Raw genomic sequence first — 17,675 nt, 5'->3', positions numbered from 1 at the left:
TCGAGCCCGACCGCCCAGACCGGGAGCCCGCCCGCCTCGCCGCGGTGCCCGGAACCGCCCCGGCTCCCGCCCCCGACGCGCTGGCCGGTGGCGCCGGCGGCGCCGCGGCGCTCGCCCCGCTGGTCGCCGAGGTGCTGGCCGCGCTGGCCGCCGGAGCCGCCCGCCGGGCCGGTCCGCTGCCCGCCGGCCGACCCGGGGAGCTCGCCGCGCTGGCCCGCGCGGAGCTGGCCGACGCGCACGGCCCGCAGGCACTCGCCCGGCTCACCGAACTCCTCGCCCACGGCGCCGCCGACCCGGCCGACCCGGCCTGCGCCGCCCACCTGCACTGCCCGCCGCTGGCCGTCGCGGCCGCCGCCGACCTCGCGGTCAGCGCGCTGAACCCCTCGCAGGACTCCTGGGACCAGGCCCCCGCCGCGACGGCCCTGGAGACGGCGCTGATCGCCGAGCTGGCCGCCCTGGTCGGCTACGACCCGGCCGGCGCGGCCGGGGTGCTCACCTCCGGCGGCACCGAGTCCAACCTGATGGGCCTGATGCTGGCCCGCGACCAGAAGCTCGACGGCATCGTCGAACTGGAGGGGATCCCGGCCGGCGTCGAGCCGCGGATCATCGCCTCCCGCGCCGCGCACTTCTCCGTCCAGCGCGCCGCGGCGCTGCTCGGCCTCGGCGAACGCGCCGTCGTCCCCGTCCCCGTCGACCGCGACCAGCGGATGGACCCGGACGCGCTGGCGAGCGCCCTGGCCGGGGCGAGCTGGGCCGGACAGACCCCGATCGCCGTGGTGGCCACCGCCGGCACCACCGACACCGGTGCGATCGACCCGCTGCACGCCGCCGCCGACCTCGCCGCCCGCTACGGCGCCTGGCTGCACGTGGACGCCGCGTACGGGGGCGGCGCGCTGCTCTCGGACCGGCTCGCCCCGCTGCTCGACGGCATCGCCCGCGCCGACTCCGTCTCGCTCGACTGGCACAAGCTCGGCTGGCAGCCCGCCGCCGCCGGCATCTTCCTGGTCCGCCGTGCCGAGACCTATGTCTCGCTCGCCCGCCGGGCCGAGTACCTCAACCCGGCCGACGACGAACAGGCCGGCTACCCGAGCCTGTTGGGCCGCTCGCTGCGCACCACCCGGCGGGCCGACGCCTTCAAGATCGCCGTCACGCTGCGCGCCCTCGGCCGCGCCGGGCTCGGCCGGCTGGTCGACGCCTGCCACCGGTTGGCGCTGGACGCCGCCGAGGCCGTCCGGGCGGAGCCGGCACTGGAGCTGTACGCCGAACCCGTCCTGACCACCGTGTTGTTCCGCTACCTCCCGCCGGGCCGCCCGGGCGCCGGCGCCGCCGACCCGGCCACCGTGGACGCGCTCAACGGCGAGCTGCGCCGGGAGCTGCTGCGCACCGGCCGGGCCGTTGTCGGCCGGACCGAACTCCCGGGCGAGGGCCCCGGGCGGGTCCGGCTGAAGCTGACGCTGCTCAATCCGCACACCACCGCCGCCGAGGTCGGCGTCCTGCTGGGCCGGGTGGTGCGGGCCGGGCGGGACATCGCGGCCGGCTGACCGCCGCGGTCGACCGGTGGGCCCCGCGTCCGGCCGGCTGGTCCCCGCATCCGGCCGAATTGCCGAGGCAAAGACAAAGGCCTTTTCGGGAGCGGATGTTGGAGGAATGCACACTGGCGTGCCATGCTGTCCGGGGGATATTCGGCCGCCCCCGGAAAGCCTCCGTGGACATACCTTCCCGGAGGAGTACAGGCTGATTCCGGCCGCCTGGTGATCAGAATCCGCCAACCCCTCGGCAGGGCTTGCGGAGATCCCGAACGGCGGCGGTAACTTCATGTGGTCGCCGCCCCACCGGGAGCACACGGCTCCCCGGGGCAGGCCGCCTGACCAGGCGCGCGTCATCAGCATGCGGTGCCCCCACCCCCGACTCCGGGTGAACTCCGGCTGCCGTCATGCACTTCTGTGAATTCCCGGTAAAACCGCGTGAACCACCTGAAGCCAGTCCTGTGACCATTCCTGCGAAGCGGAGGCAAGGCATGCGCGAAACCCTCCCGGGTGAACGTGCCACACCCATCGATACGACCGGGTACGAGGCCCTTCCGTTCTCCGACCGCTGCCGCGAGATCTGGCGCCGCGGTGAGCACCTGCTCATCGGTGTCAGTCCCGGGAACAGCTATTTCAGTCACCGCCGAATCGCCGAACTCATCGGGTGGGGGCTGGAGTTCTTCGAGCGGATCGACATCGTCCACGCCGATCTGCATGTCGAGGCACAGTACGAGACCTTCGGCTACACCCCCGAACACGCGCACCGGCGGGCTGCCAAGGAGATCAAGGCCACCGCCCGCCGGATCGCCCGCGGCGTCGAGGAGGCCGGCCACCGCGACGCCGTCCGGGCGCACGCGCTCTCCGATTTCACCGGTCACCCCGTCTACCGGCGGTTGCACCGGGAGGCCCTCGACGCCCTCCGCGCCGACCGGGACTTCGGCGCGGCCGCCGAGGCGATGGCGCGCGGCTTCCTGGCCGCCCGGCTGGACGAGGGGCTGGCGCCGAACGAGCCCCAACTGGCCGCCGGGCTCCGCTACATAGCCGCCGAGCTGCCGTTCTTCCTGGACACTCCGGCACTGCTCGGCGTGCCCTCCTCGGTGAGCTGCTACCACCTCCAACTCCCGCTCACCCCAGTGCTGTTCGGTCGCTCGGAGGGTCTGCGGGCGGCGCCCGGCCAGGGCTACGCGGTGGTCCGCCCGGCCGCGCCGACGGCCGCCGCGGGCGCCGTCGCCGGGACCCGCGCGGCCTGACCGCACCCGACCTGACCGCACCCGACCTGACCCGTGCGGCCCGACCCGGCCGCGCCCCGCACGTACCCGCGCCGCGCCCGCACGTACCCGCGCCGCGCCCGCACGTACCCGTGCCGCGGTCAGCCCGGCCGACCGCCCGCGCGCCCGGGCCCCGACCGGTGCCCGCACACCCGCCCCGCCCTCGTGGGGCCGCCCCCCGTACCCGCTGCCCGATCCCAGGGAGTACCCCCATGACCGACCTCACCTTCCCGCTCTCCCGCCGGGGCGACGTCCTGCCCGAGGAGGCGAACCGGCTGCGCGCCGAGCAGCCCGTCGCCCCGGTCCGCACCATGACCGGCGACCCGGCCTGGCTGGTCAGCAGCTACCCGCTGGCCAAGCAGGTGCTGGAGGACGAGCGCTTCAGCCTCAAGGACACCGCCAACCCCGGCGTCCCCCGCCAGTACGCGCTGACCATCCCGCCCGAGGTGGTCGACAACATGGGCAAGATCAACGGCGCCGGCCTGCGCAACGCCGTCATGAAGACCCTCTCGCCGCGCGCGGACAAGGAGCTGGACGGCTGGCTGCAGGCCGAGGCGCACCGGTTGATCGACGCCCTGGTCGGCCAGGGCGCCCCGGCCGACCTGCGGGACGGCTTCGCCGAGCCCTACTCCGCCGCCCTGCACTGCCGGCTGCTCGGCCTGCCCGTCGAGGACTGGCGGCGGCTGATGGCGGGCATCGACGTCGCCTTCGTCACCAGCCCGGTGCCGTTCGAGGGCTCCGCGCCCAACTGGTACAAGGACCTCGGCTACGTTCGGGAGCGGCTCGCGGCGGAGCCGGCGCCCACCGAGGGCCTGCTGGGCCGGTTCGCCGAACTGCGGCGCTCGCCGGACGCCGCGGACCGGGTCGGCGACGAGCTGCTGGCCACCGTCGCGCTCTCGCTGTTCGGCGCGGGCGCCGTCTCCACCTCCTCGTTCCTGCTGCACGCCGTCATCCACCTGGCCCGGCAGCCCGAGCTGGCCGAGCGGCTGCGCCGGGAGCCCGCGCTGATCGGCCGGGCGGTGGACGAGCTGCTGCGGGTCAACCTGTCGATCGGCGACGCGCTGCCCCGGATCGCGCTGGCGGACGTCCGGGTCGGTGAGGTGCTGGTGAAGGCGGGGGAGCTGGTGCTGGTCCTGGTCGAGGGGGCGAACTACGACCCGGCCGTCTTCCCGGACCCGGAGCGGATCGACTTCGACCGGGTCGACAACCCGCACCTGGCCTTCGGCGCCGGCCGGCACTTCTGCCCCGCCTCGGCACTCGGCCGCACGCACGCCGAGATCGCGATCACGGCGCTGGTCGAGCGCCTGCCGGGCCTGCGGCTGGCCCTGCCGGTCGAGCAGCTGGCGTGGCGGCCCGGTTTCATCAAGCGCCTGCCGGAGCGGCTCCCGGTGCTCTGGTAGCCGGCGCCGGCCGGGCCGGCGGTGCGGCCAGGCGGCCGTGCGGCCCGGAGGCCCGGCCAGCTCCTGGCCCCTACCGGCCGAACAGGACGGCGCGGGCGCGCTCCCAGCAGTCCGGGTCGGCGGCGACCAGCAGGCCCTCCTCGCCGCCCGGGGCCTCCGGCCGGTAGGGCTTGCCGTCGAGCCGGGCGGAGACCCCGCCGGCCTCGGTGACCAGCAGCGAACCGGGCGCGTGGTCCCACGGCAGGGTGCGCCAGTAGAGGATGAAGTCCAGCGCGCCGTCGACGAGGTCCGGGTACTCGATCCCGGCCGCGTTGCGGCCCGGGGTGATCTCGCCGAAGCCGGCCGCGGCGTTCGCCTCCAGCGTCCGGCGCAGCTCCGGCTCCAGGAAGCGGCTCTTCAGCGAGCCGCGCCACTCGGTCGGCGGGCCGGCCGCGAGGGGCCTGGTCAGCCGCTCGCCGTTGCACCAGGCGCCGGAGCCGAGCTCGGCGGTGTAACAGGTGGCGGTGGCCGGCTGCCAGATCCAGGAGGCGACGGTCTGCCCGGACCGGACCAGCGAGGCCATCACGGCGTAGTCGGGGCGGCCGGCGATGAAGTTCGAGGTGCCGTCGACCGGGTCGACCAGCCAGGCGGCGGGCTCCGTGTGCAGGGCCAGCGCGAGCGACGGATCGGCGGACACGGCCTCCTCGCCGACCACCGGGACGGGCAGCAGCTCGCGCAGCCGCCGTTCGATGATCACCTCGGCCTCGCGGTCGGCGATCGTCACGACCTCGCCGGGGGCCTTCTCCATGACCTCGCCGGCTGCCAGCGCGCGGAACCGCGGCTCCACCACCTCGGCGCACGCCTCGGCGAGAATCTCCGCCACCCTGTCCATCAGCACGTTGCGCGCTCCCTTCGCTGGCTACCACTTTCGCACGTCAGTGCGGTGTTGACCTTCGCCAGCCCCCGGAGCGCCCGTCTCGGGCGCCGGGCGCCGGGCCGGGGGACGCGCTCCCGGTCCGCCGCCCGGCCGCCGTCAGCCGTCCTCGCCCAGGTAGTGGAAGCCCGGGCGGGGGTGCATCAGGAATTCGTGGTGCGAGATGTTCCACGCGTAGGCGCCGGCCATCGCGAAGAGCACCCGGTCCGCGGTCCGCAGGCCCCGCGCCGCCGGGGCGGCGTGCGCGAGGACGTCCTTCGGGGTGCAGAGCTGCCCGGCCAGGGTGGCCCGGCCGGTGGTGACGGCCGGGCGCGGCCACGGGTGCGGCCAGGCGTCGACCGGCAGCACGGCGAACGGCTGGTCGTGCCCCCGGGTGGCCGGGGTGCGCAGGTGGTGGGTGCCGCCGCGGACCACCGCGAAGTCCGCGCCGTGGCTCTGCTTCACGTCCAGCACCTCGGTGGCGTACCAGCCGCAGTACGCGGTCAGCGCGCGGCCCGGCTCGATCCGCAGGGTCGGCCCCGGGTGGCGCTCCAGCAGCTTCGCCAGGCCCTCGCCGAAGGCCGTCCAGTCGAAGCGGGCCCGGGGGTCCGCGTAGTCGACTGCCATGCCGCCGCCCACGTTGACCTCCGCCAGCGCGAACCCGTGCCGCCGGGCCGTGCGGGCCGACCACTCGACGATCTGCCCGGCGACGGCGAGCTGCTCCGCCGCCGCCAGCCCGCTCGCCAGGTGGGCGTGCACGCCGCGCAGCCTCAGCCGGGGGAGCAGCGGGCCGAAGGGCCCGAGCGGGTCGGTCAGCAGCCGGGCGCAGGCCTCGGCGCGGTCCGGGTCCAGCCCGAACGGGGTCGGGCGGCCGCCCATCGAGAGCGCCACCGTGTCCAGCGCGCCCGCGCCCACCGGCAGGTTGACCCGCAGCAGGACGTCCACCGCGGCGTCCGGCCGGTCGGTCAGGGCGGCGGCGAGCCGGTACAGCTCCTGCTCGCTCTCGACGTGCCAGCGGTGCACCCCGGCGTCCAGGGCGGCCACGATCTCGGCGGGCGTCTTGCCCGGTCCGCCGAAGGCCAGCGGCGCGTCCGGGACGGCCTGCCGTACGTGGGCCAGCTCGCCGCCGCTGGAGACCTCGTAGCCGTCGACGGCGGCCCGCAGCGCGGCCAGCACGGGCGCCTCCGGGTTGGCCTTGGCGGCGTAGTACAGCTCGACGCGGGCGGGCAGCGCGGCCCGGACGGCGGCGGCGTGCGCACGCAGCGCCGCCAGGTCGTAGACGTACGCGGGCAGCGCCTCCGGGGCGAGCGCGGCGACGTGCCGGCGGACGGCGTCGGTCATCGGTGACTCCAGGTGGGGACGGCGGCGGTCGGGCGGCGGGCGGGCCTGCGCCGCACCCGGTCGGCGGTCGGGGGGCGGGCGGGGCTCACCGGCTGCTCCAGGCCGGCGTGCGGGCGGCCGGCAGGCGCAGCCGCGCGGCCTCCGCCAGGACGGAGCCGGCCAGCGGCGAGGGCAGCCGGACGTAGCCCGCCTCGCGGTCGGGGCGGCGCTCCCAGCGGGTGAGCAGATTCGCCTTGGCGGGCAGCGGCACCCCGGCCAGCAGGGCACGCAGCCGGGGCGGGCGGCCGTGCGCGTCGGCGTACTCCTGCAGGGTGTCCCGGACGGCCTCCCACAGGGCGCCCTCCGCCTCCGGGTGGCGGTCGGCGAGCGCGGCCAGCAGCTCGGCGACGTGGTTGACCAGCAGGCAGTAGACCACCCGGTCCCAGCCGCGCTCGGCGTCGTAGGCCATCGGGCCGGCCACCTCCGGCGGCAGCGCGGCGAGCAGCGCGGCATTGCGGTCGGGGACGAGCTTGGTGCCCTCCAGGTCGCGGAAGAGCACCTGGGCGGGCCGCCCGGCGGCGTCGACGCCGATCAGCACGTTCTGCAGGTGCGGTTCCAGCACCACGCCGTGGTCGAAGTAGGCGGCGAGCACCGGCGGGACGAGCAGCCGCAGGTAGTCCGTCCACCAGGCGAGCGCCTCGCGGGCGTCGGCGTCCCCGCCGAGCAGCCGCGAGATGTGCGCGGAGCTGGTCGGGTGCTCGTCGGCGACGGCGGCGGCCAGCAGCGGGGTGACGCCGGGCCGCAGCACCCCGGCGAAGCCCTCGCGGACGATCAGGCCCAAGCCCTCGTACAGGGCCCGGTCGGGGAGGCCGTCCGCGCCCGGCAGGGCCAGCGTGCGGAAGGCCGGTTCGCGCAGCATCGCGGCGTTCGGGTACCGCTCGGCGAGGTCGCCCAGCGCGGGGGCCAGCAGCCGGGTCAGCGCGACGGCGCCGGTCAGCTCGTACGCCGCGTTCTTGCGCAGGCAGTTGGTGATCCGCACGTTGAGGCTGAACTTCAGGAACGCGCCCGCGCCGTGCAGCGTGCGCACCGAGGCGGTCGCGGCGAAGGGCTCACCGCCGGGCCCGAGGTCCACGACGTCCCCGCGCTCCAGGGCGCCGCGCAGCAGCGGGTGGTCGGCGAGGAGTTCGTACTGCCAGGGGTGGACGGGCAGCAGCCGGTAGCCGACCGGGGCCCGGCCCAGGCCGTCCAGCAGCGCCGTCGCCGAGGCGTCCAGCGAGGACTCCGCGATCAGCTCCCGCCGCACGGCGAGGTGCCGCAGCCGGAACGCGGCGCGCGACTCGGGGGCGTAGGCGCGCCAGTCGCCGCGCTCGGCCGAGCGGGACTTGGGCGCGGGGTGGAAGCGGTGGCCGAACAGCAGGGCCTGCTCGGACTCCAGGTAGCGGTCCGGGCCCGGGGCCGGCCGGTTCTCCAGCCCGGCGCGCACGCCCGCGTGACTGGACGCCAGCTGGTCGAGGAACTCCTCGTTCACCGTGCCGGTGCGCAGCTCCAGCTCGTCCTGGACGTGCCCGGCGAGCTCCCGCCAGGCCAACGGGACCCAGCCCGCGGCCCGTTCCTCCTCGACCGGGCCGGTGAAGCGGTGCGCGCCGAGCAGCGAGGTGCGGCGCAGCGCGACCCGGAGCAGGACGCCCCGGCGGGGCAGGCGCAGCAGCAGCCGACCGTCGGTGACCGCGGTCTGGTGTTCCGGTCCCGAGACCTCCCGCAGCAGGCAGTTGAGCAGGGTGTGGGCGACCGCGTCGTCGGGGGTGGGCAGTTCGTGGTCGGTCAGGTCGTGTGTCATCGGCGACTACTCCAGCGGATGCGGGTCGGGAAGACGAGTGTGGCGGCCGCGGTGGCGGCCAGCAGTGCGGCGGCGGTGCCGACCAGCACGGGGGCGGCGGCGCCGAAGCGGCCGTTGGCCAGCGCGGCGACGGCGCCGGCGGCCACCGCACCGCCCTTGGAGACGAATTCGAGGGTGCCGAACATCCGCCCCGGTGCCCGGCCGCGGGCGGCCTCGGCGGCCAGCACGGAGAGGCAGACCAGGCCGAGGGTGAGCCCGGCCCCGAGCAGCAGCCGGACGGCGACGAACGCCACCAGCGAGTGCGCGGCGGCGTGCCCGGCGAGGCCGAGCGCGACGAAGCCGAAGCCCAGCGCGATGCCGGCGTGCGGGCGGGCGAGGAAGGCGGTGTGCGTACGGGCGGCGAACGCCAGGTAGCACAGGTGCGGCAGGGCGAACAGGATGCCGGTCGTCGTGCCCGAGACCCCGGGCAGCCGCTCCTGCGCCAGGGATATCAGATAGGGGAACGAGATGACGGTGGCGAAGACGAACACGAACTCGAAGGTGTAGAGCAGGCCGATCGGGGCGGGTCGGGCGGCCGCGGCGCTGGGGGCCCGGTCGCTGCCGGTGTCGGTACTGGTGTCGGTGGCCGGGCCGCCGCCGCCCCGGGCGGCCGGGTCGGGCTCCGGCAGGAGCGACAGGAACAGGGCCGCGGTCAGCGGCAGGACGGCCATCAGCAGGTACTGCCGGTGCGGGTCGATCCACGGGGAGAGCGCGCCGACCAGGATCGGCGCGGCGACCAGCGCGGCCCGGGCGCTGCCCTGCATCAGGGTCAGCGCGAGGGAGAGCTTCGAGCCGTCCAGGGCGGCCGCCAGGTAGCCGTTGGTGGCGGCGAAGGTGCCGCCGAGGAAGCCCTGGAGGACGAGCGCGAGCGTGAACGCGGGCAGGCTGTCGGCGGCGCCGGCCAGCAGGAACGAGACGGTGAGGCCGAGTTGGGCGCGGAGCAGCAGCCGTTTGCGGCCGAACCGGTCGGCGAGCCGGCCCCAGAGCGGGGCACCGAGGGCGCTGAACACGGTCGGGACGATGTAGAGCACGCCCGCCCAGCGGCCCTGCGGGTCGCCGAGGGCCGGGAGGATGGCCGTCAGGTAGGGCGGCAGGCCGAGGGCGGCGAAGGAGGCGACGAAGTAGCAGGCGGCCACCGCGTGCACCTGGCGCCGGCCGAGCCCCTCGGGGCGGGTGGCGCTGCCGGGGTGCTGTGGCAGGGTGTCGACGCTCATCGGGTGGCCCCGGCGCCGCCCGCCGGTGCTGCCGCGACGGCGTCCGGGCGGAGGTAGTTGGGCCCGTCGGTGTAGTGCTTGTTGATGTCGGCGGCGCCCGAGCGCTGCTTGGTGAGCAGGGTCCCGGCGGTCACCATCGCCTTGACCGGCAGTCGCTCGGCGTCCAGCAGGGCGGCGCGCAGAGGTGCGCCGGCCGGCCCGATCCGTTCGGTGGCCTCCGCCAGCCGTTTGCGCAGCAGGTCGAGCAGGTCGCCCAGTTCGGCGCGGCCGTGGGCGGCGAGGCCGAACGCCAGGGAGCTGGTGCAGAGGTGGCCGGTGATGGTGGCGAAGAGGTCGGTCAGCGGCCGGTCGCCGTCGCCGAAGATCCGGGCGTCGTCGAACTCCGCCCGGCCCGGGCCGTGTTCGCCCAGCGTGGCGGCGAGCCGGCCGGCGTGGATCCGCGGCCCGTCGTCGTCCTTGTAGAGCAGCCGCAGGCCGCCGTCCTCGTCGAACACCACCGAGGTGTTCTGCTGGTGGGACTCCAGCGCGATGCCGTAGCCGAAGAGCGTGGCCTGCCAGTCGAGCAGCAGGTCCAGCAGGGCGTCGTAGAGGGCGACCGGGTCGCCGCCGTGGAAGCGGTCGGCCAGGTGGTCGATCACCAGGCGTCCGCCGGGGGCGGGAGCCAGCAGGGCGGCCAGCGGGACGGTCACGGCGCGGTCCAGGCCGGCGTCGGCGGGGTAGCGGCGGAGCAGCACGGCGAGCAGTTCGTGGCCGGCGTGGGCCCAGCTCTGCTCGTCGGCGTGCAGGATCCGCTCGGCGAAGCGGGGTTCGCGGGCCAGCACGGCCTCGATCAGCCGCTGCCCGGCGGCGCCGTCGACCAGGGTCCCCGGCTTGATGGTGCGGCGGTTGAGCCGGCCCAGGGTGGCGGTGGCGAGCGGGAGTTTGAGGTGGTGGCCGGGGTCGTCGGCGACGGCCACGGTGCGCATGGAGAGGGTGGGCACGACGGTCAGGTAGGGCCGGTCGGCGAGAACCGCGCGGCCGTCGAGGCCGGCCGCCCGCAGTGCCCCGGCGAGCGGCTCGCCCACCGTGAGCGGGTGCACGGGCAGGGTGGTCCAGGCGTCGTCACCGCCCGCCAGGTCGAGGCCGAGCCAGCTCGGGGTGGGCCACCAGCTGGGCAGCGGCCGGTCGCCGTGCACGGTGAGGGCACCGGCCGGGACGGCGAGCCAGCGCAGTTCGAAGGCCGGGTGGAACTCCGGTGCGTAGGCGCGCAGCTGCGGCTCGGTGAGACCGGAGCGGCCGCGGGCGGTGGGGTAGACCGGGTGGTCGAGGTGGGCGGCCAGGGCGTCGTGCCCCAGGGCGGCGGCGGGGCCGCTCCAGCGGGCCGGGTCCGCGCCGTAGAGGTCGGTGAGGGCGGTGTGCACCTCGGCCCGGGTGCGCTCGTGCAGCTCCATGGTGGCGAGGGTCTGCCGGCACTCCTCGGTGAACGCCGCCCAGCCGGGCCGGTCCGCCGCCTCGGCGAGGCCGGTCAGGGCCGCCAGGACGGCTTCCAGACCGGTCAGCGGGGCGCCGTCCAGCTCCAGCAGCGGGAGCCGGGCCGCGTACTCGCTCTGGAAGCCCTCGGCGACCACCGGCAGGGCGAGGCCGGCCGGGGCCAGCAGCAGCCAGCGGCCGTCCGCGCGGTCCTGCGGGGTGCTGCGGGTCCGCAGCCCGAGCACGTCCTCGCGCAGCAGCGCGGAGAGTACCCGCAGCGCCAACTGCTCGGCGGCGGTGGGGGTGCCGGGCCCGGCGTCGCACGGCGGGGCGGGGCGGGTGGCGGCGCTCACGGGGTGATCTCCCAGCGGTTGGCCGCGACGAAGCGGGCGACGGCGGCGTCCACGGCCTGCTGGTCGGTGCCGACGGCCCAGATCACGCCGAGGTAGTCGCGGTTGGTGTGGTGGAGCTCGTGGCGCTCACCGAGCGGGCGGACCGGCTGGTAGCTGAGCCGGACGCCGTCGCGCTCCTCGTGGTGCGGGCCGGGCGCGGCGGTGAGGGTGCCGGCCCGGTCCGCGCAGACCGCCTCGTTGCGGGCCCGCTTCGCGGTGGCCGCGCAGTGCTCCGTGAGGCCTTCGGGCAGCTCACGGCCGAGGTGCGCGGCGAGGATGTGCTCGAACAGCGGGATGTCGAGGATCTCGGCGAGCATCAGGTCGCACTGGTCGCCGATGGCACGGTAGTTGACCTCGATGATGCGCGCCCGGCCGTCCGGCTGCACGACGAACTCGGTGTGGCAGGCGCCGAGTCCGACGCCGACGGCGTCCAGCTGCGCGAGGATCTGCTCGACCACCGGCCGCGGGTGGTCGGGGACGAACTCCAGCATCTCCTCGATGAAGTGCGGGGGAGCGGAGAGTCTGGTCCGCAGCCCGCCGAGGACGTGCCGCCGCTTCCCGTCGCCGAGCGTCTCCAGGGTGCACAACTGCCCGTCCAGGAACTCCTCGACGACCAGCGCCGCGCCGGGCCGCCGCCGCTGGATCTCGGCGCAGCGCAGCTCCAGCTCCGCGCGGTCGCCGACCAGCGAGACGTCCTCGCTGGCGACGCCCTCGCGCGGTTTCACCACGGCCGGGAAGGGGACGTCGAACTCCCGCAGCGCGGAGGGGTCCTGGCCGGGGTCGAGCTCGAAGGAGCGGACGGCGTCCAGGCCGGCGGCGGTCAGGTGGCGGCGCAGCTCGCCCTTGTTCTTGGCCCGCAGGGCCGCCTTCCAGTCCTTGGCCGGCAGCCCGAAGTACTCGGCGGCCAGGGCGGTCTGGGTCTGCAGGTGGTCGCTGTTGCTGAACACCGCGTCGGGGGCCTCCCGCCGGGAGATCAGCCCGATCACCTCGCGGAAGTCCCGGACGTCGCACTCCACCACCTCCGGCGCGGACGCCAGCGCGGCGTAGGCGTCCCGGTGCGGCTCGGCGTGGTCGGTGAGCACCGTGACGTCGAGCCCGAGCCGTGCGGCGGCCGGGAGGAAGCCCTGGGTGACCGAGTCGGTGGGGTTGAGGGCGAGCAGGTAGAGCCGCATGTCGGGTCTCTCCGTGACGGGGGCGAGGGGCGAGGGGCGAGGGGCGAGGCCTGGGGCCGGGCGGCCGGGCGGGCGGCCACGCGGGGCGCGTGGCGCGGGGCGGGGCGGTGGGCCCCCGCCCCGCGCACCCGGGGCGGGCGGCTACCTGGGCGCGTCGACGCCGGCGGCCTTGGCGATGTCACCGAGCATGGCCTCGGCGGCCTGGACGCCGATGCCGGACATCCAGGTCTCGTCCGGCACGTTGAACACCTTGGCGTTCTTGACGGCGTTCAGGCCCTGCCAGACCGGCGTGCCCTGGACCTCGCTCTGCTTGGTCTTGGTCGGGTCGTCGGCGACGGTGACGAAGACCAGGTCGGCGTCGGCCTGGTTGATCTGCTCGGCGCTCACCTCGATGATGTTCTGGTCCACGTCCTGGGCGGCCGGGCGGCTCAGGCCGACGTCCTTCAGGACCACGCCGCTGTAGGAGGCCTTGGCGTAGAGGCGGGTCGGGCCGGCCACGAAGCGGACCACCGAGGCGGTCGGCTCGGTGCCGCCGTTCTTGGCCTTGATCGCCTCGCCGAGCCTGGCCGCGCGGGCCTCGTAGTCGGTCAGCGCCTTCTTGGCCTCGGCCTCCTTGCCGAGGGCCTGGGCGTAGAGGGCGAGGTTCTCCTTCCAGGGGAAGCCGGTGGTCTCGGCGAGCACGGTCGGCGCGATGGCGTTGAGCTTGTCGTAGACCTTGGCGTGCCGGACCTTCGAGGAGAGGATCAGGTCGGGCTTGAGGGAGGCGATCAGCTCCAGGTTCGGCTCGGCCATCGGGCCGACGTCCTTGGTGTCCTTGATCTTGTCCTTGAGGTAGTTCGGGAAGCCGCCCTCGGTCTTCATGTGCGGGGAGACCGCGCCGACCGGGGTGATGCCCAGCAGGGTGACGTCGTCCAGCTCACCGCTGTCCAGGACCACGACGCGCTTGGGCTGGGCCTTGATCTCCGCGGTGCCGGCGGCGTGCGTGACGCTGCGCGGGAAGCCGGCCGCGGCGGGGGCGGAGGCGGCGTCTCCGGCGGGCTCGGCGCTGTCGCCGCCGTTGCTGCCGCAGGCGGCGAGCAGCGTGGTGGAGAGCGCGGCGGCGAGGAGCGCGGCGGGGACTCTGCGGGCGCGGGCGGAGCGGGTCATGACGGTTCCTTCTCTTCGGTGCGGGGGTGCCGGACGGTGCCGGCGGGGTGCGGCGGGGCGGCGGCGCGGTCCACGGGTGAGCGGGGCCGGCCGCGGAGCGGTCGGGCGGGTCAGCGGGCGGCGGCCCGCCCGGTCCGGGCTCGCGGGACGACCAGCGGGGTGCCGGTCTCCGGGTCGGGCACGACCTGGCACGGCACCTGGAAGACGGCCTCCACCAGGTCGGCGGTCAGCACCTCGGCGGGCGGTCCGGCGGCGGCCAGCCGGCCGTCCTTGAGGACGACCAGGTGGTCCGCGTAGCGGGCGGCCTGCCCGAGGTCGTGCAGCACCATGACGACGGTGCGGCCGGCCTCGGCGTGCAGGTCGGCGACCAGGTCGAGGACGTCCAGCTGGTGCCGGAGGTCCAGGAAGGTGGTGGGCTCGTCGAGCAGCAGCAGGTCGGTGTCCTGGGCGAGCGCGAGCGCGATCCAGGCGCGCTGGCGCTGGCCGCCGGAGAGCCGGTCCACCTGCTGGTCGCGCAGGTCGGTGGTGCCGGTGCGGGCCAGCGCGTCCTCGACGGCGGCCTGGTCGGCCTTGGACCAGGGGGTGAGCAGCCGCTGGTGCGGGAAGCGGCCGAGCCGGACCAGCGCCTCGACGGTGATCGCCTCGGGGGTGACGGGCTGCTGCGGGAGCAGGCCCATCCGCTTGGCGAGCGCCCGGGCGGACATCCGGTGGATGTCCGAGCCGTCCAGGGTGACGGTGCCGGCGGCCGGGCCGAGCAGCCGGACCAGGCCGCGCAGCAGGGTCGACTTGCCGCAGGCGTTCGGGCCCACGATCGCGGTGACGGCGCCGCCGGGCAGCTCCAGGTCGAGGCCGTCGACGATCACCCGGTTGCCGTAGCGCAGGTGCAGGCCGTGGGCGGCGAGGCGGTTGGCCGCCGGGTCGAGGGCCGTGGAGGGGGTCGCCACGTCGGGGGTCATCGGTCGCTCCTCTGGGGAAGCCGGCCCTGGCGGATCATCAGCGCCAGGAGCCAGGGCGCGCCGAGGGTGGCGGTGACGGCACCGACCGGCAGGCCGTGGACGGGGATCACATGGAGCACCAGGAGGTCGGCGGAGAGCAGCAGCACGGCGCCGGCGAGCGCGGTGAGGCCGAGCGTGCCGAGGGTGGGCGGTCCGGCCAGCAGGCGGACCAGGTGCGGGACGGCGAGCGCCACGAAGGCGACCGGTCCGGTGAGCGCGGCGGCCAGCGAGGCCAGCGCGATGGAGAGCAGCAGCAGGACGAGCCGGTCGCGGTTCGGGTTCAGGCCGAGGCCGCCGGCCGAGTCGTCGCCGAGGTCGAGCACGGCGACCCGTCGCTGGCTGAGCACCACGGCGACGACGGTGAGCGCGATGGCGGTGCCGCCGATCCAGACCTCGGTCCAGTCCCGTCCGTAGAGCGAGCCGGTGGTCCACTGCATCGCCGAGGAGGCCAGCTCGGCGGGGAACCGGACGATCATCAGGTTCACCGCCGCGGCCAGGCCCTGCTGGACCGCCAGGCCGACCAGCACCAGCCGGGTGACGGCCATCCGCGACCGCCAGGCGAAGCCGCCGAGCAGCAGGGCGGCGAGCAGCCCGCCGCCGAGCGCGGCGAGCGGGATCAGCTCCTGCGAGGCGCCGGTGGCGAGCATCAGCACCGCGCCGAACGACGCGCCGCCGGTGACGCCGATGGTGTCGGGGGAGGCCAGGGGGTTGCGGAAGAGCCGTTGCAGCATCGAGCCGGCCACCGCGAGCGCGGCGCCCGCGATCAGGGCGGAGACCACCCGGGGTGCCCGGAAATCCTGCACCACCAGCACGTTCCCGGCGTCGCCGAGCCCGACCAGGGCGCGCAGCGCCTCCCAGACCGACATCTCGACCTGGCCGGTGCCGAGCGCGATCCCGGTCAGCAGGACCAGCAGGGCGGCGGCGAGCAGCGACCAGGCGGCGGTGCGGGCCCGGCGCCGGGCCGCCGTGCCGACGGCGGTGGCGGGCACCGCCGGGGTCAGGACGCTCATCGGGCCACCTTCCGGGCCAGCACCGCGAGCAGCGGCGCGCCGAGGAAGGCCGTCACGATGCCGACCTCGATCTCGGACGGCCGGGCCACCAGCCGGCCCAGCACGTCGGCCGCGAGCAGCAGCAGCGGACCGGTGATCAGGCAGCCCGGCAGCAGCCAGCGGTGGTCGTTTCCGAGCAGCGGCCGGACCAGGTGCGGCGCCGCCAGCCCGACGAAGGCGATCGGTCCGGCGACGGCGACGGCGCTGCCGGCCAGCAGGACGACGGTCAGACCGCCGAGCACCCGGATCCGGGCCACCGGCACGCCGAGCGCCTGGGCGCTCTCGTCGCCGAGGGCGAGCGCGTTGAGCGAGGGGGCCACGGCGAACGCGCCGACCAGCCCGAGCGCCAGGAACGGCAGCAGGGGCGTCAGGGTGTCCAGATGGCGCCCGGCGATGGAGCCGGCCAGCCAGAACCGCGCCTCGTCCAGCGTGCGGTGACTGGCCAGCATCAGTGCCGAGGTCCAGGAGGTGAGCACCACGGTGAGCACGGTGCCGCCGAGGGCCAGCCGGACGGGGTCGAGGTCGCCGCCCCGGCGGGACATCGCGTAGGCGGCCACCGCGGCGACGGCCGCGCCGGCGAAGGCGAACCAGAGGTACTCGACCGGCCGGGTGAGGCCGAGGGCGTAGATCGCGGCGACCACGGCGAAGCCCGCGCCCGCGTTGATCCCCAGCGTGACGGGTGAGGCGAGCGGGTTGCGGGTGACGCCCTGGGCGACCGCGCCGGCGGCGCCGAGCGCCGCCCCGATCGTCAGCCCGATGACCGTCCGGGGGACCCGAAGGCCCGTCACCACGTCGGCGTCGCCGCCGTGCCCGGCGCCGGTCAGAGCGTCGATCACGGTGGAGAGCGGGATGGAGCGGGAGCCGAGAGCGAGGCTCAGCGCGGCGCACAGCACGAGCGCGCAGACGCCGGCGGCCAGCAGGAGCGGCCGCCGTAGCGTCGGATGTCGGGGGACCGCCGGGGCCGTGGCGGCCGGCGGGTCGGTTCTCAGCACAGGGCGAGATCTTAGGTTAGGCAATCCTTATCTCGTCAAGTCCTGGCGACTTGGTACGGACCAGGCCGAGTTTGGCCCCCGTGGCGCGCGTACCGCGTATAAGGTGAGGCTCACCTTAGCCGATCTCGGGGAGTACCGATGATCTTGGGGGCCACACCCGTGCCCGCCGCCCCATGCGCCCCTTGTCCTCTCTACGCGGACTACCGGCGGCTGCTGGACCTCGCCCCGGCCCTGCGGGTCGACGTGCTCGGCGCGGTCGAGGCCGCGCCCACACGTGCTCAGGGCTGGTACTCCGCCGTCGAGCTGGCGGCGGATCCGACCGCGCTGGCCGACGCGCTGGCCGGTGAGGAGGCCCGGATCGCCGCCGAGCACGGCAAGGCCCCGCGCCCCCACGTCACCGCCTCCCGGCTGCTGCACCACTACCTCTGGTCGGTCTGCGTCCTGATCGCCGGCCCCTGGCACCTCGCCCGCCGGGTCCCCGTCATCGACGGCGCGGACCTCTGGATGCACGCCCCCACGGGTGACTTCGCACTCCGTCCACGCGCTCACAGCACGCTGCCGGGCGACGACGAACTGCGCGCCGAACTGCGCGCCTCCGTCGTCACCCACGTCGAGCCGCTGCTCACCGCCTTCTCGGGCGCCACCCGGCGCGGCACCCGCGCCCTGTGGGGCATGGTGACGGACGATCTGGCCTCCGCCGTCTGGTACCTCGGCCGGATGCTCGGCGAGGAGTCCGCCGCCGTCGCGGCCGCCGGAGCGGTGCTGCCCGGCGGCACCCAGCCGCTGCTCGGCGCCGCCGACTTCCGCCTCCTGCGCGGCGAGGACGGGCGCGGCCACCCGACCCGCACCCGGCTCGGCTGCTGCCTCTACTACGCGATCCGGCCGGACTCCGCCTGTATCACCTGCCCCCGGACGCCGGACGAGGAGCGGCTGCGGCGGCTCTGAGGCGGGCGCCCCCGGCCCCCGGGCTGAGGGGATGTCAGG

14 protein-coding genes are annotated in these 17,675 nt (G+C 75.9%); 4 read left to right on the top strand and 10 right to left on the bottom strand.

Translation table 11 applies throughout. The annotated features are described in order from the left end of the window. Window positions 1–44 precede the first annotated feature (44 nt). From ABZ495_RS12765 to ABZ495_RS12755, 3 genes are all read left to right on the top strand, one after another. Complete coding sequence (locus ABZ495_RS12765; RefSeq protein WP_359835665.1) at window positions 45–1,541, top strand: pyridoxal-dependent decarboxylase; 1,497 nt, start codon at window positions 45–47, stop codon at window positions 1,539–1,541. A 476-nt stretch (window positions 1,542–2,017) separates the two neighbouring features. After that, window positions 2,018–2,776 (top strand): tRNA-dependent cyclodipeptide synthase, encoded by a 759-nt coding sequence (locus ABZ495_RS12760; protein ID WP_359835663.1) that lies wholly within the window; start codon window positions 2,018–2,020, stop codon window positions 2,774–2,776. Between the two features lie 230 nt (window positions 2,777–3,006). Continuing rightward, the gene (locus ABZ495_RS12755; protein WP_359835661.1) at window positions 3,007–4,194 is read left to right on the top strand and encodes a cytochrome P450; all 1,188 of its coding nucleotides are present in this window, start codon (window positions 3,007–3,009) and stop codon (window positions 4,192–4,194) included. A gap of 70 nt (window positions 4,195–4,264) precedes the next feature. On the opposite strand, the gene ABZ495_RS12750 is transcribed toward ABZ495_RS12755, so the two are convergent. From ABZ495_RS12750 to ABZ495_RS12705, 10 genes are all read right to left on the bottom strand, one after another. Continuing rightward, the gene (locus ABZ495_RS12750) at window positions 4,265–5,065 is read right to left on the bottom strand and encodes an inositol monophosphatase (RefSeq protein WP_359835697.1); all 801 of its coding nucleotides are present in this window, start codon (window positions 5,063–5,065) and stop codon (window positions 4,265–4,267) included. 141 nt (window positions 5,066–5,206) lie between these two features. Continuing rightward, complete coding sequence (locus tag ABZ495_RS12745; RefSeq protein WP_359835659.1) at window positions 5,207–6,427, bottom strand: type III PLP-dependent enzyme; 1,221 nt, start codon at window positions 6,425–6,427, stop codon at window positions 5,207–5,209. An 85-nt stretch (window positions 6,428–6,512) separates the two neighbouring features. Continuing rightward, window positions 6,513–8,243 (bottom strand): IucA/IucC family protein, encoded by a 1,731-nt coding sequence (locus ABZ495_RS12740; protein WP_359804260.1) that lies wholly within the window; start codon window positions 8,241–8,243, stop codon window positions 6,513–6,515. After that, window positions 8,240–9,496, bottom strand: a complete 1,257-nt coding sequence (locus ABZ495_RS12735) for an MFS transporter (protein WP_359835657.1) — start codon at window positions 9,494–9,496, stop codon at window positions 8,240–8,242. Before ABZ495_RS12735 ends, ABZ495_RS12740 begins: the two co-directional genes overlap by 4 nt. Continuing rightward, window positions 9,493–11,229 (bottom strand): IucA/IucC family protein, encoded by a 1,737-nt coding sequence (locus tag ABZ495_RS12730; RefSeq protein WP_359835695.1) that lies wholly within the window; start codon window positions 11,227–11,229, stop codon window positions 9,493–9,495. Before ABZ495_RS12730 ends, ABZ495_RS12735 begins: the two co-directional genes overlap by 4 nt. 65 nt (window positions 11,230–11,294) lie before the next feature. After that, window positions 11,295–12,509, bottom strand: coding sequence for an ATP-grasp domain-containing protein (locus ABZ495_RS12725; protein ID WP_359835655.1), 1,215 nt, complete (start codon window positions 12,507–12,509; stop codon window positions 11,295–11,297). A gap of 141 nt (window positions 12,510–12,650) precedes the next feature. Next, on the bottom strand, window positions 12,651–13,655 hold the full coding sequence (locus ABZ495_RS12720; RefSeq protein WP_359835653.1) for an iron-siderophore ABC transporter substrate-binding protein: 1,005 nt from the start codon (window positions 13,653–13,655) through the stop codon (window positions 12,651–12,653). A 110-nt stretch (window positions 13,656–13,765) separates the two neighbouring features. After that, window positions 13,766–14,611: an ABC transporter ATP-binding protein gene (locus ABZ495_RS12715; protein WP_359835651.1), complete on the bottom strand. Its 846-nt coding sequence runs from the start codon at window positions 14,609–14,611 to the stop codon at window positions 13,766–13,768. Then, on the bottom strand, window positions 14,608–15,660 hold the full coding sequence (locus tag ABZ495_RS12710) for an iron ABC transporter permease (protein WP_359835649.1): 1,053 nt from the start codon (window positions 15,658–15,660) through the stop codon (window positions 14,608–14,610). The genes ABZ495_RS12715 and ABZ495_RS12710 overlap by 4 nt, the downstream gene beginning before the upstream one ends. Beyond that, window positions 15,657–16,619, bottom strand: a complete 963-nt coding sequence (locus ABZ495_RS12705; protein WP_329492333.1) for an iron ABC transporter permease — start codon at window positions 16,617–16,619, stop codon at window positions 15,657–15,659. The genes ABZ495_RS12710 and ABZ495_RS12705 overlap by 4 nt, the downstream gene beginning before the upstream one ends. Window positions 16,620–16,829: 210 nt before the next feature. Here ABZ495_RS12705 and ABZ495_RS12700 point away from each other — a divergent pair, with 210 nt between their 5' ends. After that, window positions 16,830–17,636, top strand: a complete 807-nt coding sequence (locus tag ABZ495_RS12700) for a (2Fe-2S)-binding protein (RefSeq protein WP_359804266.1) — start codon at window positions 16,830–16,832, stop codon at window positions 17,634–17,636. The last annotated feature ends 39 nt before the right edge of the window (window positions 17,637–17,675 follow it).

This window comes from Kitasatospora sp. NPDC005748 (genome assembly GCF_040630735.1).
Lineage (GTDB): Bacteria > Actinomycetota > Actinomycetes > Streptomycetales > Streptomycetaceae > Kitasatospora.
This window is presented reverse-complemented; position numbering and strand designations above follow the sequence as displayed.

Bases quoted from the DNA above. Each gene is read 5' to 3' on its own strand.
- ABZ495_RS12700 (WP_359804266.1), top strand. From the start codon at position 16,830: ATGATCTTGGGGGCCACACCCGTGCCCGCCGCCCCATGCGCCCCTTGT.
- ABZ495_RS12720 (WP_359835653.1), bottom strand. From the start codon at position 13,655: ATGACCCGCTCCGCCCGCGCCCGCAGAGTCCCCGCCGCGCTCCTCGCC.
- ABZ495_RS12750 (WP_359835697.1), bottom strand. From the start codon at position 5,065: ATGGACAGGGTGGCGGAGATTCTCGCCGAGGCGTGCGCCGAGGTGGTG.
- ABZ495_RS12710 (WP_359835649.1), bottom strand. From the start codon at position 15,660: ATGAGCGTCCTGACCCCGGCGGTGCCCGCCACCGCCGTCGGCACGGCG.
- ABZ495_RS12760 (WP_359835663.1), top strand. From the start codon at position 2,018: ATGCGCGAAACCCTCCCGGGTGAACGTGCCACACCCATCGATACGACC.
- ABZ495_RS12755 (WP_359835661.1), top strand. From the start codon at position 3,007: ATGACCGACCTCACCTTCCCGCTCTCCCGCCGGGGCGACGTCCTGCCC.
- ABZ495_RS12725 (WP_359835655.1), bottom strand. From the start codon at position 12,509: ATGCGGCTCTACCTGCTCGCCCTCAACCCCACCGACTCGGTCACCCAG.
- ABZ495_RS12745 (WP_359835659.1), bottom strand. From the start codon at position 6,427: ATGACCGACGCCGTCCGCCGGCACGTCGCCGCGCTCGCCCCGGAGGCG.
- ABZ495_RS12740 (WP_359804260.1), bottom strand. From the start codon at position 8,243: ATGACACACGACCTGACCGACCACGAACTGCCCACCCCCGACGACGCG.
- ABZ495_RS12715 (WP_359835651.1), bottom strand. From the start codon at position 14,611: ATGACCCCCGACGTGGCGACCCCCTCCACGGCCCTCGACCCGGCGGCC.
- ABZ495_RS12735 (WP_359835657.1), bottom strand. From the start codon at position 9,496: ATGAGCGTCGACACCCTGCCACAGCACCCCGGCAGCGCCACCCGCCCC.